The organism is Bacteroides sp. 519 (genome assembly GCF_010500955.1).
Taxonomy (GTDB): domain Bacteria; phylum Bacteroidota; class Bacteroidia; order Bacteroidales; family Bacteroidaceae; genus Bacteroides.
On record NZ_QVMJ01000015.1, the window covers coordinates 71,001 to 88,672 of the forward strand.

At 40.2% G+C, this 17,672-nt stretch carries 10 protein-coding genes; 9 read left to right on the forward strand and 1 reads right to left on the reverse strand.

Annotated elements, in window-relative coordinates; translation table 11 throughout:
* Positions 1-328 precede the first annotated feature (328 nt).
* On the forward strand, positions 329-1,684 hold the full coding sequence (locus tag D0T85_RS13850) for an MATE family efflux transporter (protein WP_163214115.1): 1,356 nt from the start codon (positions 329-331) through the stop codon (positions 1,682-1,684).
* A gap of 16 nt (positions 1,685-1,700) precedes the next feature.
* Positions 1,701-2,894 carry a DUF6688 family protein gene (locus tag D0T85_RS13855; protein WP_163214116.1) on the forward strand — a complete coding sequence of 398 codons (1,194 nt, stop codon included), beginning with the start codon at positions 1,701-1,703 and terminating at the stop codon, positions 2,892-2,894.
* A gap of 11 nt (positions 2,895-2,905) precedes the next feature.
* On the opposite strand, the gene D0T85_RS13860 is transcribed toward D0T85_RS13855, so the two are convergent.
* Complete coding sequence (locus tag D0T85_RS13860; RefSeq protein ID WP_163214117.1) at positions 2,906-4,129, reverse strand: anaerobic sulfatase-maturation protein; 1,224 nt, start codon at positions 4,127-4,129, stop codon at positions 2,906-2,908.
* A gap of 1,016 nt (positions 4,130-5,145) precedes the next feature.
* Here D0T85_RS13860 and D0T85_RS13865 point away from each other — a divergent pair.
* From D0T85_RS13865 to D0T85_RS13895, 7 genes are all read left to right on the forward strand, one after another.
* A complete protein-coding gene (locus D0T85_RS13865; protein ID WP_163214118.1) occupies positions 5,146-6,933 on the forward strand; it encodes a PL29 family lyase N-terminal domain-containing protein in 1,788 nt (595 codons plus the stop codon).
* A gap of 140 nt (positions 6,934-7,073) precedes the next feature.
* Positions 7,074-7,910, forward strand: coding sequence for an SH3 domain-containing protein (locus tag D0T85_RS13870; protein ID WP_163214119.1), 837 nt, complete (start codon positions 7,074-7,076; stop codon positions 7,908-7,910).
* Between the two features lie 144 nt (positions 7,911-8,054).
* Positions 8,055-9,947, forward strand: a complete 1,893-nt coding sequence (mutA, locus tag D0T85_RS13875) for a methylmalonyl-CoA mutase small subunit (RefSeq protein WP_163214120.1) — start codon at positions 8,055-8,057, stop codon at positions 9,945-9,947.
* A gap of 64 nt (positions 9,948-10,011) precedes the next feature.
* Positions 10,012-10,410, forward strand: coding sequence for a GxxExxY protein (locus tag D0T85_RS13880; RefSeq protein WP_163214121.1), 399 nt, complete (start codon positions 10,012-10,014; stop codon positions 10,408-10,410).
* A gap of 93 nt (positions 10,411-10,503) precedes the next feature.
* The gene (gene scpA, locus D0T85_RS13885) at positions 10,504-12,651 is read left to right on the forward strand and encodes a methylmalonyl-CoA mutase (RefSeq protein ID WP_163214122.1); all 2,148 of its coding nucleotides are present in this window, start codon (positions 10,504-10,506) and stop codon (positions 12,649-12,651) included.
* Between the two features lie 208 nt (positions 12,652-12,859).
* Positions 12,860-16,468: a glycoside hydrolase family 38 C-terminal domain-containing protein gene (locus tag D0T85_RS13890; RefSeq protein WP_203558485.1), complete on the forward strand. Its 3,609-nt coding sequence runs from the start codon at positions 12,860-12,862 to the stop codon at positions 16,466-16,468.
* Between the two features lie 61 nt (positions 16,469-16,529).
* Positions 16,530-17,465 carry an Rpn family recombination-promoting nuclease/putative transposase gene (locus tag D0T85_RS13895; protein WP_163214123.1) on the forward strand — a complete coding sequence of 312 codons (936 nt, stop codon included), beginning with the start codon at positions 16,530-16,532 and terminating at the stop codon, positions 17,463-17,465.
* Positions 17,466-17,672 lie beyond the last annotated feature (207 nt).

Below are 17,672 nucleotides of genomic sequence, written 5' to 3' on the forward strand. Positions count from 1 at the left end.
GAGTTTTTAAGTTTTTTGAGACTTTAAGTTGTTATTGGCATAGCCTAAAACTTAAAAACAGATAGGCTCAAAAACTTAAATTTGTGGCAAAAGTACGAAACATTTCCAATATTCGTGCAATTAATAGTTGAAAGTTGAGAGTTGAGAGTTGAAAGTTACGGTTTTGTTTTTTGTCAGAACATTATTTGTTAACTTTGCACACTTTTTTTATAGTAGTTAGTAGCTAGTAGTTAGTAGCTAGTAGCGATGCCGCATGGATTCTTACTACTTACTACTGGCTACTAACTACTAGCTACTAACTACTAGCTACTACTTAAAAACCAAACTTATGGCAAATCAGAAAATACCTACAGCGTTAGGGACAGATAAAATCGGAAAATTATTAATGCAATATGCAATTCCTGCAATTATAGCCATGACTGCTTCCTCTCTTTATAACATGATAGATAGCATCTTTATTGGGCAGGGAGTAGGTTCGCTAGCTATATCGGGGTTGGCATTAACATTTCCTTTAATGAACCTTGCTGCTGCATTTGGTTCGTTGGTTGGGGTAGGGGCCTCTACCTTGGTATCGATGAAATTAGGACAGAAAGATTACGACACAGCACAGCGGGTGCTAGGCAACGTTGTAATCCTGAATGTAGTAGCTGGTATAGGATTCAGTATTATTACGCTGGCGTTTCTGGACCCGATTCTCTATTATTTTGGTGCCAGCGAAGACACCATTGGCTATGCCCGCGATTACATGAAAATTATATTGCTGGGTAATGTGGTTACTCATTTATATTTAGGTTTGAACTCGGTTTTACGCTCGTCGGGCCACCCAAAGAAGGCAATGGTTGCAACCATAGCTACTGTACTGCTTAATACGGCACTCGATCCTCTTTTTATATATGTTTTTGGCTGGGGAATTCAGGGAGCAGCCATAGCCACTGTTATGGCTCAGATTATGGCATTGGTTTGGTTAATTGTATTGTTTAGTAATAAAAACGAGTTGATTCACTTTCGTAAAGGCATCTTCCGGTTGAAGAAGAGAATTGTTGTTGATTCGCTTTCAATTGGTATGTCGCCTTTCCTGATGAATCTGGCAGCCACCTTTGTAGTTCTGTTAATCAATCAGGGGTTGAAACGGCACGGTGGCGACCTGGCCATTGGTGCCTATGGCATTGTAAACAGATTGGCCTTTTTATTCCTGATGATTGTTATGGGCCTTAACCAAGGCATGCAGCCTATTGCGGGATATAACTTTGGCGCAAAACTATATAGTCGTGTAACCGAGGTATTGAAACTAACAATTATTGCAGCAACCGCTGTAACCACAATGGGCTTTGTGGTAGGAATGTTTATGCCACGTTTGGCAGTATCCATATTTACATCGGACGAGAAACTCATAGCATTGGCCTCGGAAGGTTTACGAATAGTTATCACATTCTTCCCAATAGTTGGTTTCCAGATGGTAACCTCAAACTTCTTTCAGAGTATTGGTATGGCAAGTAAAGCTATATTTCTGTCGCTTACCCGTCAGATACTGTTTTTGATTCCCTGTTTGCTTATATTGCCTCACTTCTGGGGTTCTTTAGGCGTATGGATGAGTATGCCTATAGCCGATTTGGTGGCATGTGTTGTGGCAGGTGTTATGTTGTGGCGCCAGTTCCGAGAATTTAAAATGAAAGTTGCACAATAATTGAGGGTGTTGTTGAATGACTTCGGATAAACTCGTATTACGAATAGGATTGGCATTAACAGTTATAACTACGGTTGCTATTATTATCTTTAATAAGGTATCCAATATTAATGAAGTGCTAATTCTTCTGGTTGTTTTTTTTATAATCGGAACTATCTTTATAGATGGCACCCTTTTCAATATTTATCGTTTGGTGCAAACATGCCGTAGTAAAGAAGTTGGCGTAGTTCTAAAAATGAATTTGCGGTGCTACCTGATACTAATGGCAGTAATTTTTGTTTTTTGTTGGGCCGAGTTTTCAGGTCCCGATTATCAAATACCTCTAAGGGAGCTTGACTCACCTTTCTACCATGCACCAATTTCGGGCCAATATGGTAAGTGGTATGTTATTCTGATGATAATTGGGGTAGTGTCACTCATAGTGATTCGCATTGGCAAACAACTGCTACCGCCATTGGTTACAATTATACTGTTCAGCTTTATATTTTTGCAAATAATATGCTGTGTAATGTATATAGTTCAGCTTACTGCAAACATTAGCAATTTAGGAGTAATAACAGGAATAGTTTGTATTGTTAATTTCTTAATCTATGAAGTTAGGGTTGTAATAAGTGTTGTGCGAAGTTTTCCGGTAGATAATTATCGTTCTGTAATGTATTCGCTACCCAACTATTTACTTTATAATAGTAAAAACTGGGGTTGGATGGCACTGCTTTTAATGTTGCCTATTCTTTGTGTTTGCATGCTTCTGCTTCTGCTTTTTGGGCAACAGCCGGATAGCTTTGTAAAGGCATTCACCGAAACAAGCGACTGGCTATTCTCCGAACGAGAGTCTCCGCCAAAGCTTCCTCATTCGGGGCACTACTTGTGCACTGTATCGGTACAGGGACATAGAAAACTTGTAAAACCTTTGCGCCGGGGCATACGTGGCGGAACAACAATTTGGGTAAACCGTCAGTTGTTGGTTGCTAATGCTTTTGAGCAAATTCTGGAAGAGCGAATACCTAAAATTCACCGTGTTATCCGCTATCTGTACGATAGATATGGTTACCCTATAGCTAAACATATCACAACGCCGCTAAGTGCCGATATTGTGTATATTTTAATGAAGCCTTTTGAGTATTGCTTCCTTGCGATTATTTATTTGTTCGATGTACATCCGGAAAGCAGAATAGCACGGCAATACTTACCCGGATGCAAAAAGCTATAACTCATAAATGACTATTGAGGTTTCCACCCCATAACATTTGCCGGCGGCCGTTCATTCATTAACTCGTTCTTCATAAAATCCATATAAGGTGCTACATGTTTAAAGAACTGATGATATCCCTTACATAAATAATTAAGCCCCGGTTGGCCTGTAGCCGTAAATGCAAACCTGTTTTTAGGGCATTCGCCATGGCAGGCAAACAAAAACTCGCACTCGTGGCATTGAGTGGGCAAGGTGTTTTCTTTAGCCGCTCCAAAAGAAAGTTGTTGCTCGCTGTACATCATTTCGGTTAATGTTTTGTTATGAATATTGCCCAGCTTGTATTCGGGGAACACAAAATGGTCGCAACAATACACATCGCCATTATATTCCATTACTCCGGCATGTCCGCAGGTACGAGCCATGGTACATACCCCCGGTTGTTCGCCAACCCAGTTGGCCAGTGTAGCATCGAACAACTGAATGTAATACGTGCCCACATCCTCTTTTATCCATTCATCGAAAAGTGTACAAAGAAAATTCCCCCATTGTTCCGGAGTAACCGAGAAATCGGCCAGTTCCGGGTTGCTGCCATCCATTGGGTTTGCCAGGTATCTACCATCTTTATGACGGGTAATTCTTTCTACAATAGGTGCAAACTGAATATAGTGGCAGCCCATCTTTTTAAAGAAATTATAAAAATCGAGTGGATAATCTGCATTAAAATCATTTACAACCGCCATTGCATTCCATTGCACATTGTGTTTATTCAGCAATTCAATTCCCCTCATTACTTTATGGAAAGAGGGTAGCCCCTGTTTGTTTTTTCTGAATTCGTCGTGAAACTCCTGAGGGCCGTCGATAGAAACGCCCACCAACCAGTTATTATCGTGAAAAAACTTACACCATTCATCCGTTAGCAATGTGCCATTGGTTTGTATGCAATTGTCAATCTGCCTGCCTTTACCAAATTTCTGTTGTAACTCCAAAGCATACTTATAAAACGAGATGGGACGCATTAATGGCTCACCACCATGCCAAGTAAATAGTATCTGTGGTTGGGTTTGCGAAAGAATATACTGTTCAATAAACTTTTCGAGCAAGGCATTGCTCATGATAAATTTATCGTTAGCTTCGGTAGTATAGAGGTTCTTTTTTTCCAAGTAATAACAATAATCGCATGCAAGGTTACAAAATGAACCTGCCGGCTTTAACATTACATAGAGAGGTTTAGCAAAAGGTGCGTAAGTAGACATGTTGTTTTTAAACTTTTATAATTTTATTCTCATCTCCAAAAATACTAATTATCTACCAAACAGATACAGAAACACAGAGCTTTCTTGCATACAAATACACAATGTAGGCATCAAACAATAAAGAATAATTCAGAATAGACTACTATTTTAAGCTTTTCATTGTTCTTTCATTGTTCTTTCGTTGTCTTTTCGTTGCCTTTTTACTGTAAATATGATGCAAAAGTATCTGCTTATTTATTTTGATTATTAGACACGATAGTGCATGCAGGAAGTGTCAATATTATAATCTATTAATCTGTATTTGTGGCTATAACACTAGATTGTTGATGTGCCGGATTATTGTTGTTGTTTGCTAAAATATATACAAACAAAGGGAGCTAAAAAGCAACGGTCGTAGAATTCCGTTGCAACAATAGAAAAGAAGAGAAGAGAAAAGAAGAGAACATAACATAACATAACATCAGAAAAAGCAGAGTAAAAAGAAACTGCTGCTGTTGATGATGATTCGCAAAGGTGTGAATGCGCAAACCCTGTAGGGATGCCCCTTGTGGGTATCCTGATTGTTAACCATTGATACAAGGGAACCATTATCAGGATACCCACAAGGGGCATCCCTACGGTGCTTTCATCCTATATACCCCGAAGAATCGGAACTATATAGCTTTACCGGTCAATGCTATATAGCTCTGAGGGTCAATGCTATATAGCTCGAGGGGTCAATGCTATATAGCATTAAACTAATCCAGGTATTTAAAAATCCGTGCAATTCGCGTCATCCGTGGCTAAAACATAATAACAACCGCCCGATTAACTTCTTTTAAATATTTATTTCGTCATTTCTAGACGTTTCTTGCCATTTCTCGCCATTTCTTTCCATCCACAATTTTCGGCATCATACTTTTGCAGTGTTGAATGAGGAAAAACAATGGCTCGGAAAAAAAGTGAGATTTACCTGTTACCTTTTGGGGCTTTTGCGCACTATATGTGTATCAACAACTATTAAGAATTAAAAAACAATGAGAACAAAAAATCTTTTATTTGCATTATTAATGCTTTGTATCACAGCTTGTAAGTACAACGATGATGCGTTGTGGGATAAAGTAAATTCGTTGGATGAACGTATTGCTTCTATTGAAGACAAATTAAAATCAATGAACAGCAATATTTCTTCTATGAGTGCAATTATTACTGCACTTCAAAACAATGTATATGTTGCAAGTGTAGAATATGGTAGTGATGGATACATTATAACATTCACAGATGGTACTACTGCAATTGTAAGTAACGGTAAAGACGGGATTGATGGAACTGATGGTAAAGATGCTCCGATTATTGGGGTCGATGTTTTTGAAGGTAAATATTATTGGACTCAGACCATAGATGGTAATAAATCTTGGTTAACAGGTACAGATGGTAATAAGATACCTGTTACAGGAGCCGATGCTGTAACTCCACAACTTAAAATTAATTCGGATGGCTATTGGATTATTAGTTATGATAATGGAGTTACATTCACTGAAATACAAAATGAAACAGGCGAACCAGTGAAAGCACTCGGTGAAGATGGCACTAATGGAATTAATGGAGATTCTTTCTTCCAATCAGTAAAGGTTGAAGGGAATGAACTTATTTTGACATTGGTTGATGGTGAGGAGTTAAGAATCCAAATTATGAATTTGCCTGAATATATAGCTTTGAATCAAAATTTAGGTGATAAATTTGATTATGCAATTTTAGGACTAGATGGTTCGGGATACTTTTATGAGTTTCAAGAAGAAAACAGCAAATTGCCTAAACGTCTTTCTATATATGATGGTATAGAAGAAAAAATTACTCTTATTATCGATTTTGATAGTGAAGGCTTGCCTAAAACAATTTTATCGGAAGAATTTACTATTGTTTTAGGTCAATTTGAAGAAAGTAAATTGAATGCAGTTCTAATTACTAAAAATGGAGAAACTCATTTGTTTGAGAACATAGAAACAGATGTTTTATGGGACGAATATAAAAATGGATTATTAGAAGAAGGAACAACGAGAGCAGTGTCTCGTTCGCCAATAAAGTGGATTAATGCTGTTGTAAGTTCTGTTGGATGCGGATTGTCAATAGCATCAGCTCCTACAGGTGTTGGTATTGCGCTTGCGGCTATAAGCTGTTCGGGAGCACTTGTAAACATTGCAGATGTAGCAGGTTTAATCGAAGTTTCACAAGGCACTGCCATTGGTAGTACAATTATTGGACATTATGCTAATTTAGTATCCTGTGCAAATGCAGGTACAGTTTTAGTTTGCTTAACAGGTATTGCTAATAATGTAACAGCATTGGGCGATTTAGTATATGATTTGGCTACTGATGACATAAACTTAGGCGAAGGTAGTTTGATCTCGGGTAATGGTGAAGTAAAAATGACACTAACATGGGACGACTATTCAGATATTGATTTGCATTGTATTGACCCTTCTGGTTATCATATATACTATTCAGATATGCAATCTACCACAGGTGGTTTTTTAGATTATGATAATGTAGTTGCTTATGGTCCGGAAAATATTTATTTTAATCCGGCACCCGAAGGAACGTATAAAGTGTATTTACATTATTATGCGGAGAACGAAGGAGTAAGTTCTGTAAACTATAAAGTTGCTATCTTTAAAAATAACTCAGGGCAGGTTTATGAAGGAACAATTTCCGGACAGGGAACTATTGTAGATATTGCTACATTTACAATTGGCGCACAAAACGCTTCCAGAAGCATCTGGCCAACAAGCACTATCGATTGGTGTAATTTACCTAGCAAGAATTGAAACTAAGATTATTAATTGTCGTCGGTTTTTAACCGGCGGCAATTAACACATTTTCCTTTACCTCACTTTACCTCCTCTACCTCACTTTTCTTAATCACTCTATACATAGTAGACAAAGTTTTCATAAATTTGCAACTACTATGAAGATATATTTTTTATTCCTGTTTTCTATATTCCTTTCAATTACTGCCTTCGGAGCAGATAAGTACAAGGTAAATGTAAGTAGCTCTTTGAATGTAAGAAGTGCTCCTGCAAAAGATGCGGCTATATTGGGTAGCGTTTATAAAGGAGATGTTGTAGAAGTAAACCAGATAAGTAATGGCTGGGCACAAATATCCTACAAAGGAAATAAAGCTTATATAAGCAGTAGTTATCTTGTTCCGGTAACTTCGGTTGTTAAAGGCAAAACCAAAGATACTTCCATGGCTTGGTTTAATAAGGTAAAGAGCTGGTTTTCGTGGAGATGGAGCCATAACCTGTTTAATGCCATTTATAGTTGGGGATTTTTTGGCTATATTATTCTTTATTTTCTGATGCCTATAATAATAACATTTATATTTGTAACAGTACCAACAACAATACTGGCTCTTTTCAGGGTAATGCCCAATTGGGTGTTCCTGATTGTTGCCTTTATAATGGAATTTAATATTGTGATGGCAGTGGGTGGGTGGCTTCTTTCACACCAGGCATATAGTGGTACATTTGCACCTATCTGGACGGGAGGTTTGCTAGCTTATTTAACCTATAGAATAATTGTAGATATTAAACGGAGCCGTTGTCCCAACTGTCACGAGTTAGATTCGTTTATTACGCGTAGTAAACTTTACAGCACTACTTATAAAACCAAAACCGATTATTATTACAATGGTTCGTATCTGGACTCTGAAACATCGACCAAAACCGACTCGTACAGAAACGATTTGCACGAATGCCGTCGTTGCGGTCAAGAATGGTGGACACAAACTACTGATACCTGAACTGATTATGAGATAGTTTCCTACTGCGAATTTTTCCTAAAAAAAAACTTCATTTTAACTTATATACGTATATTTGCAAGGCTTTAGAGAATAAATATGCAAAAGATATTTTAAAACCAATCTTTATTATAATTAAAGTAAACTATGGCAGACAGTAAAGAAAAACTCTTCTCCGATTTTCCATCGGTTTCAACCGAACAATGGATGGAAAAAGTTACAGCCGACCTGAAAGGAGCCGACTATGAGAAGAAACTTGTTTGGAAAACAAACGAAGGATTTAAAGTAAAACCTTTCTACCGTATGGAAGACCTCGAAGGTTTAAAAACAACCGACGCGCTTCCTGGTGAGTTTCCGTATTTAAGAGGTACTAAGAAAAATAATGTGTGGCTTGTTCGCCAGGACATTTGTGCTAAAGATGCCAAAGAAGCAAACGCAAAAGCTTTAGACGTCTTAAACAAAGGTGTTGACTCGTTGTCTTTCCATGTAAATTCGAAAGAACTGAGTATCGAATATCTTGAAACATTGTTAAAGGGCATCGAAGCTCCGGCAGTTGAGTTGAACTTCTCTGTTTGTCAGGGACATGCCGTTGAACTGGCAGAACTACTGGTGGCATACTTCCAGAAAATGGATTATGATGTAAAAGAACTCCGTGGTTCAATCAACTACGACTACTTTAACAAAATGTTGACTCGCGGAAAAGAAAAAGGCGATTTCATTCAAACATCGAAAGCGTTGATCGAAGCAATTCAGCCACTTCCTTTCTTCCGTGTACTTAGTGTAAATGCTCTTACCCTGAATAATGCAGGTGCCTATATCTCGCAAGAGTTAGGATATGCTTTGGCTTGGGGTAACGAATATATGGATCAGCTTTTCAGTGCTGGTGTGCCTGTTAGCTTCATCGCTAAAAGACTGAAGTTTAACTTTGGCATCAGTTCAAACTATTTTATGGAAATAGCTAAATTCCGCGCTGCCCGTTTACTTTGGGCTAATATTGTAGCTTTATACAATCCGGGATGTCTTCGCGATTGCGATAACAAAGGCGAAAACGGTGAATGCCGTTGTGCAGCCAAGATGGCTATCCATGCAGAAACTTCTTCGTACAACCTCACTTTGTTCGATGCTCATGTAAACTTGCTTCGTACTCAAACCGAAGCCATGAGTGCTGCTATTGCAGGGGTAGACTCAATGACTGTTACTCCTTTTGATAAAGCCTATCAAACTCCCGACGAATTCTCGGAAAGACTTGCCCGTAACCAACAATTGCTGTTGAAAGAAGAGTCGCATTTCGATAAAGTGGTTGACCCGGCTGCCGGTTCGTACTACATTGAAAACCTTACTGTGTCTATCGCAAAACAGGCATGGGAGGTATTTATGAAGGTTCAGGAAGAAGGTGGATTCTATGCTGCTATTAAAGCCGGAACTGTTCAGAAAGATATCAATGAAACAGGAAAAAATCGTCATAAAGCAGTTGCCCAACGCAAAGAAATTCTGTTAGGAACCAATCAGTATCCTAACTTTACTGAACTTGCAGGCGATAAGAAATCTGTTGAATGCAAATGCTGCTGTGGTGGCGATCATGCCGAAAGTGGTATTGAAACATTGAACTTCGACCGTGCTTCCAGCCAATTCGAGGCTCTTCGTCTTGAAACAGAAGCTTCGGGCAAACGTCCGAAAGCATTCATGCTGACTATTGGTAATCTGGCTATGCGTCAGGCCCGTGCACAGTTTGCTTGTAACTTCCTGGCTTGTGCCGGATATGAGGTTGTTGATAATCTTGGTTTCCCAACAGTTGAGGCTGGTGTTGATGCTGCCATGGCTGCCGGTGCCAACATTGTTGTGCTTTGCTCAAGCGACGATGAATATGCCGAATATGCAGTTCCTGCATATAAAGCACTGAATGGCCGCGCAATGTTTATCGTAGCAGGTGCTCCTGCAAATATGGATGAACTGAAAGCTGCGGGTATTGAGAATTTCATCAATGTTCGTTCTAATGTGTTAGAAACGTTGAAGGCTTATAATGCAGAGTTATTGAAATAAGATTTAAACACAGAGACACAGTGACACAGGGCTTGTCCTGATGCTGAACACAGAGATTAGTTAAATGGAATTGAAGACACAAGAATGGTATAATGAACGTACGCAGAAAATTATTTCTGCTGCAATTGAAGTACACAAAGAACTTGGACCTGGTTTATTAGAATCCGTTTATGAATCCTGTCTTGAAAGTGAACTATTAAATAGAGGATTACATGTTAAAAGGCAAATGGAACTTCCTCTCGTTTATAAAGGAGAATATATGGGTGAAAGTTTTAGGTTAGATTTACTTGTTGATGAGTCAATTATTATCGAACTTAAATCTGTTGAATGTATACGTGATATACACGAAGTACAACTTATGTCATATCTCCGTTTAGCTAATAAGAAGATAGGATTATTAATCAATTTCAATGTTCCAGTTTTAAAAGCAGGCATCAGACGTAAAATCAATGGGTATTTTTAAAAGTATCCATTTTGCGAAGCCTCAGTGTTCCGCATAAAATAAAGAACTCTGTATCTCAGTGCCTCTGTGTTTAATAAAAAATAAAAAGAAACAATGAAACCAGATTTTAAAAATTTAGATATATTCGCCGCATTTCAGCCTGTAAACGGTGCTGAGTGGCAAAAGGCAAACAACATTACTGCCGACTGGGAAACCCCGGAACACATCGGTGTGAAGCCTGTTTATACAAAAGAAGATTTGGAAGGAATGGAGCAACTCAATTATGCTGCCGGTATTCCTCCCTTCCTTCGCGGACCTTATTCGGTAATGTACACCCTTCGTCCCTGGACTATCCGTCAGTATGCCGGATTCTCTACAGCCGAAGAGTCAAACGCATTCTATCGTCGTAACCTTGCTTCCGGACAAAAAGGATTGTCGGTAGCATTCGACCTTGCAACACACCGCGGATACGACCCCGACCACGAACGTGTAGTGGGCGACGTAGGTAAAGCCGGTGTATCTATCTGCTCGTTAGAAAACATGAAAGTTCTTTTCGATGGTATTCCATTGAATAAAATGTCTGTTTCCATGACCATGAATGGTGCCGTACTTCCTGTACTTGCTTTCTATATCAATGCAGGTTTAGAGCAAGGCGCTAAGCTGGAAGAACTGGCAGGAACTATTCAGAACGATATCCTGAAAGAGTTTATGGTGCGTAATACCTATATTTACCCACCTGCATTCTCAATGAAGATTATTTCTGATATCTTTGAATATACATCACAGAAGATGCCTAAGTTCAATTCAATCTCTATCTCAGGTTACCACATGCAGGAAGCAGGAGCAACAGCAGACATTGAGTTAGCTTACACATTGGCCGACGGTTTGGAATATCTTCGCGCAGGTACTGCCGCAGGTATCGACATTGATGCATTTGCACCACGTCTGTCGTTCTTCTGGGCAATCGGAATGAATCACTTTATGGAAATAGCCAAGATGCGTGCTGCACGTTTACTTTGGGCTAAGATTGTAAAACAATTCAATCCGAAGAATCCCAAATCACTGGCATTGCGTACTCACTCGCAAACTTCGGGATGGTCGCTTACCGAACAAGATCCGTTCAACAACGTAGGACGTACTTGTATCGAAGCAATGGCCGCTGCTTTAGGACACACCCAATCACTGCACACCAATGCTTTGGATGAAGCGATTGCACTTCCTACCGATTTCTCTGCCCGTATTGCCCGTAATACACAGATCTATATTCAGGAAGAAACTTACATCACCAAGAATGTTGACCCATGGGGAGGTTCATACTATGTTGAATCACTAACCAACGAGATTGCTCAGAAAGCATGGGAACTCATTGAGGAAGTTGAAAGCCTCGGTGGTATGGCTAAAGCTATCGAAACAGGTATTCCTAAAATGCGTATCGAAGAAGCTGCTGCCCGTACTCAGGCACGTATCGATGCAGGAACTCAAACCATTGTTGGGGTTAACAAATACCGTTTGGAAAAAGAAGCTCCGATTGATATCCTTGAAATCGACAATACAGCTGTACGCGCTCAACAGATTGAACGTTTGACAGAACTAAAAGAAGGTCGCGACAATGCCAAAGTACAAGTTGCCCTCGATGCTATTACCAAATGTGTGGAAACAGGCGAAGGTAACTTGCTTGAACTAGCTGTTGAGGCAGCCCGTGTACGTGCTACACTGGGTGAGATTTCTTATGCATGCGAAACTATCGTAGGACGTTACAAAGCAATAATCAGAACTATATCAGGCGTGTATTCATCAGAAAGTAAAAACGATGAGGACTTCAAACGTGCAACAGAGCTTGCCGAGAAGTTTGCGAAGAAAGAGGGACGTCAACCTCGTATCATGGTTGCTAAAATGGGACAAGACGGTCACGACCGTGGTGCCAAAGTTGTAGCAACAGGTTATGCCGACTGTGGTTTCGACGTAGACATGGGACCATTGTTCCAGACTCCGGCAGAAGCTGCCCGTCAGGCGGTTGAGAATGATGTAAACGTAGTTGGTGTTTCTTCACTGGCTGCCGGACACAAAACTCTTGTTCCTCAGATTATTGACGAGTTGAAGAAGCTTGGTCGTGAAGATATCATTGTTATTGCCGGTGGGGTAATTCCAGCACAGGATTACGACTTCCTTTATCAGGCTGGCGTAGCTGCTATCTTTGGCCCGGGAACTTCTGTATCGAAGGCTGCTTGCCAGATACTTGAAATTCTTTTGGATGAAGAGTAAATAAAGCGATAACTCCTAAAAATAAAAAGGTTACAATGATAGGGAAATTCCCTACATTGTAGCCTTTCTTTGTTTTTTATTAGTACACAATTGTGCCAATTTAGTAATCAATCCTGCCAACAAGCTTATTACTGCCACAAATAGCTTTCGTATCTTAATCTTTCCCTCTAAATTTGTTTCTGTAATTAAATTAAAAACTGCAAATATCATGAACAAAGTAAAAGTATTAGTTACTTTCTGCTTACTCCTATCATTGTTTTTTGGGGCTAAAGCACAAAACAAAAACAAAGCCTACATTGTATCGAATGCACATTTCGATTCGCAATGGAACTGGGATGTACAACGATCAATCAGTGAATTTATTCCCAAAACCATTAACCAAAACCTTTTCTTGCTTGGCAAATATCCCAACTACGTGTTTAACTTTGAAGGTGGAATAAAATATTACTGGATGAAAGAATACTTCCCACACCAGTATGAACTAATAAAGAAATACATTGCCGAAGGCCGTTGGCATGTAACCGGAAGTACCTGGGATGCTACAGACCCTAATATACCCTCGCCCGAGTCGTTTACCCGTAACATTCTTTACGGACAACATTTCTTCAGAGATGAGTTTGGAGTAGAATCTACCGATATCTTCTTGCCCGACTGCTTTGGCTTCGGTTGGACACTTCCTACTATTTCGGCTCATTCGGGGCTTATCGGATTCTCCACACAAAAGCTGCAATGGCGAAACAAACCTTTCTATGGAGATAGCAAAATACCATTCGAAATAGGATTGTGGCAAGGTGTTGACGGCTCAAAGATTATGATGGTAGCCGATGCACATAACTATACCACCAAATGGCGCGATGAAGATTTAAGCCAAAATGAATCCTTATACAACATCATTCAGAAAAGTCCGATTAAAACCGTTTACCACTATTACGGTACAGGCGATACAGGTGGTGCACCCACCATCGAATCGGTCAGAGCCGTTGAAAAAGGACTTAAAGGCGACGGACCGATACAAATAATCAGCGCCACAAGCGATCAGCTGTATAAAGATTACCTGCCATTCGATAAACACCCTGAACTTCCTTTGTACAATGGCGAACTCTTGATGGATGTTCATGCAACAGGATGTTATACCTCACAGGCGGCTATGAAACTGTACAACCGTCGCAACGAATTATTGGCAGATGCTTCCGAACGTGCAGCTGTTGTTGCCAACTGGATTGGAGCTATCGACTATCCCAAACATACACTTACTGAAGCATGGAAGCGTTTCATCTGGCATCAATTCCACGATGACCTTACCGGAACCAGTATTCCACGTGCCTATGAATTTTCGTGGAACGACGAACTTATTTCACTCAAAGACTTTGCAAATGTGCTTTCCAGTTCAGTAGGAGCAACTACCCGCGCGTTGGATACACAAGTTAAAGGTTTACCACTGGTAATTCATAATCCATCGGCTTTTGTGGTTTCGGATGTTATTGAAGTACAACTGCAAATGCCCAAAGCTGCAGGAAAAGTATCTGTGTATAACGAAAAAGGGCAGTTAGTACCCAGCCAGATAATTGAAAATAAAAACGGTACAGTGAAGATGCTTGTCTCGGCCACAGCTCCTGCTATGGGATATGTAGTGTACGATGTTCGCACAGGTGGCAACACCCAGCCATCGGCCACGCTTCGGGCATCAGCTAACAATATAGAGAACAGTATATACAAGGTGACGCTCGACAAAAACGGTGACATTACTTCCATTGTTGACAAGCGCAACAACAAAGAACTGGTTAAAAACGGCAAGACCATTCGTCTGGCCTTGTTCACCGAAAACGAATCATTCAATTGGCCGGCATGGGAAATCCTAAAGAAAGAGATGGATAAAGACCCCATCTCTTTATCCGAAGGTGTGAAAATAACTGTAGCCGAAAACGGCCCGGTCAGAGCATCCCTGTGTGTTGAACGCACGTATGGAGGTTCTACTTTCAAACAATACATCCAATTAACCGAAGGTGGTCAGAACGATCGCATCGACATTGTGAATGATATCGACTGGCAAACAACCAACGCTCTGTTGAAAGCAGAGTTTCCGTTAAGTATTTCAAACCCGGTTGCAACCTACGATCTGGGTGTAGGAACAGTACAAAGAGGTAACAATACCGAAATTGCTTACGAAGTATATGCTCAGCAATGGGCCGACCTCACTGCACAGGACAATAGCTATGGTGTTTCTGTTATGAACGACAGCAAATACGGTTGGGACAAACCCAATGATAACACCATTCGTCTCACCCTGTTGCACACGCCCAAAACACGCGGTGGATATGCTTATCAGGACAAACAAGACTTTGGCAAACATCGCTTCACGTACTCAATCATGGCACATGCCGGCGATTATCGTGCGGCCGGTACAGTATTGAAAGCCGAGATTATGAATCAATCCATGAATGCCTTTGTGGCTCCTAAACACAAAGGAAGTTTGGGTAAAACATTCTCATTTGCCCATTCGGACAACAATAAAGTTGCACTGAAAGCCTTTAAACAAGCCGAAAAGAGCGATGAATATGTAATCCGTTTCTACGAAACCGAAGGAAAAGGTACACAAACAGTTAACTTTACTTTTGCAGCCGATATTGTTTCGGCCAGCGAAATTAATGGTGTAGAAGATGTAATTGCAAAAGCCGGATACAACGGTAAAACCCTTACATTCGATGTGAATCCTTATGGTATGAAGAGTTTTAAAGTGAAACTGGCTAAGCCTGCTACTATGTTGGCAACAACCCAATCAGTTCACATGGAACTACCTTATAATATAAAAACTTCTTCCTATAACTCGTTCCGTCAGGATGCCAACTTCGATGGCAAAGGAAATTCGTATGCATCGGAACTGCTGCCCGAAGAGATAAACTTCAACGGTATTAACTTCAAACTACCCGGAGGCGATGTGCCCAATGGAGTTAAATGCAGAAAGGAAGTAATTGACCTTCCACAAGGAAAGTTCAACCGTATTTACCTGCTTGCGGCATCTACTCAAAAAGATAATATGGCTACATTTACAGTAGATGGTGTTCAGCACAAAGTACAGGTGCCTTCGTATACCGACTTTATTGGTCAGTGGGGCCATACCGGTCATACCGAAGGGTTCCTTAAATCAGCCGATATAGCTTTTGTGGGTACACATAAGCACAGCATGATTTACAATAAAGATATCCCATACGAATTTACCTACATGTTTTGCATAGCACTGGATATACCTGCCAATGCTAAAAAACTGGAACTTCCGGATAACTCACGCATTGTAGTATTTGCTGCAACAATGGCTTACGATGAGAACAATACCATGACATCTGCCACAGATCTGCTTAAAGTAGATTTACCAGTAAAAGATGCAGATGATGAAATACACTCGAACAAGAATCTGCTTTACAAGAAACCTGTTGTTGATAGAAGCGGTGAGGTAAATCGCAGAGAAAGAGCCGAAGCGGCATTAGACGATGATATTACAACCAAATGGTGCGACATCAGTAATAATAAGCCCAAATTCATTGTGGTAGATATGGAACGTGTAGAAGAGATTCGTGGCTGGTATGTATTCCACGCCGGACTGGAAGCCCTTGATTATATCACAAAAGAATACAGCTTACAGGTAAAACTAAACGAGAGCGACGAATGGAAAACAGTAGATACTGTAACCGATAACACCGCACTCGAAACCGACCGACTGTTACAATCGCCTGTGAAAGCCAGGTATGTACGCTTACTCGTTACCAAACCCGACCAAAGTGAAGGGAATAATGTGCGTGTTTATGAGTTTTCGGTGTATTGAGTAAAGTAATTTCTTTCGTTAATTGAATTATAAATGTTACCTTTGCTAAAAAGAAGCAATTATGAGCAGTTCGCACTCACTTGTCCGTTTTGATTGGGCAGCCAAACGGTTGTTGCGCAATAAATCCAACTTTGTAGTACTGGAAGGTCTTCTCACGGTATTGCTTGGTGAGGCAATTCACATTCGCCGTATTCTTGAAAGTGAAGGTAATCAGGAAGCTTATGATGATAAGTTTAATCGGGTAGATATGCTTACCGAAAATGATAAAGGCGAACTTATTATCATTGAGATACAGAATAATCGTGAACTCGATTACTTTCATCGTATGCTTTATGGTACTTCAAAAACCATCACTGAATACATCAATCTGGGCGACGAATACGATAGAGTCCGAAAGGTTTATTCAATTAACATCGTTTACTTCGACTTAGGTCAGGGAACCGATTATGTGTATCATGGTAAAACCATTTTCAAAGGTATCCACAATAACGATACGTTGCAGTTATCTGTCCGCCAACGCGAACGGTTTATTCAGCAGGAGGCTGGCGACATATTCCCTGAGTACTATGTGTTACGCGTTAACGATTTTGATCAGAAAGCAATTGAACCCCTCGACCAGTGGATCTCTTTCCTCAAAACCGGTGAGATAGATGAAGATGCTACCGCTGCCGGTCTTCCCGAAGCCCGTGAAAGTTTACGAATAGATCATCTGTCGGATGAAGAACGTAAAGCCTATTTTGCTCACATGGAGGCAATACGGTATCAGAAAAGCGTAATTACCACCGGACGGTATGAAGGGTATATGGATGGGAAAGCAGAAGGCTTGCAAGAAGGAAGAGCAGAAGGCTTACAAGAAGGAAGAGCAGAAGGCTTGCAAGAAGGCGAACGCAAAAAACAACTTGAAATAGCTTCAGTCATGAAAGCCAAAGGAATCTCTACAGAAAATATAGTGGAGATTACCGGGCTGACTGAAGAGGATATAAAGAATCTAATTTAATCTTTTAACCGCAGAGTTTCGCGGATTAACGCAGAGTTTTTAATTTTTAATTTCTATGCAGCATTTATTCATGATTCATCAATTTGGTTCAAATCAGATTGAAAAGGAGGTAAAGTGAGGTAGAGGAGGTAAAGTAGTTGAGTAATGGAATTCCATGCGGCATCGCCTACTTTACCTCCTCTACCTCACTTTACCTCCTTTACCTCA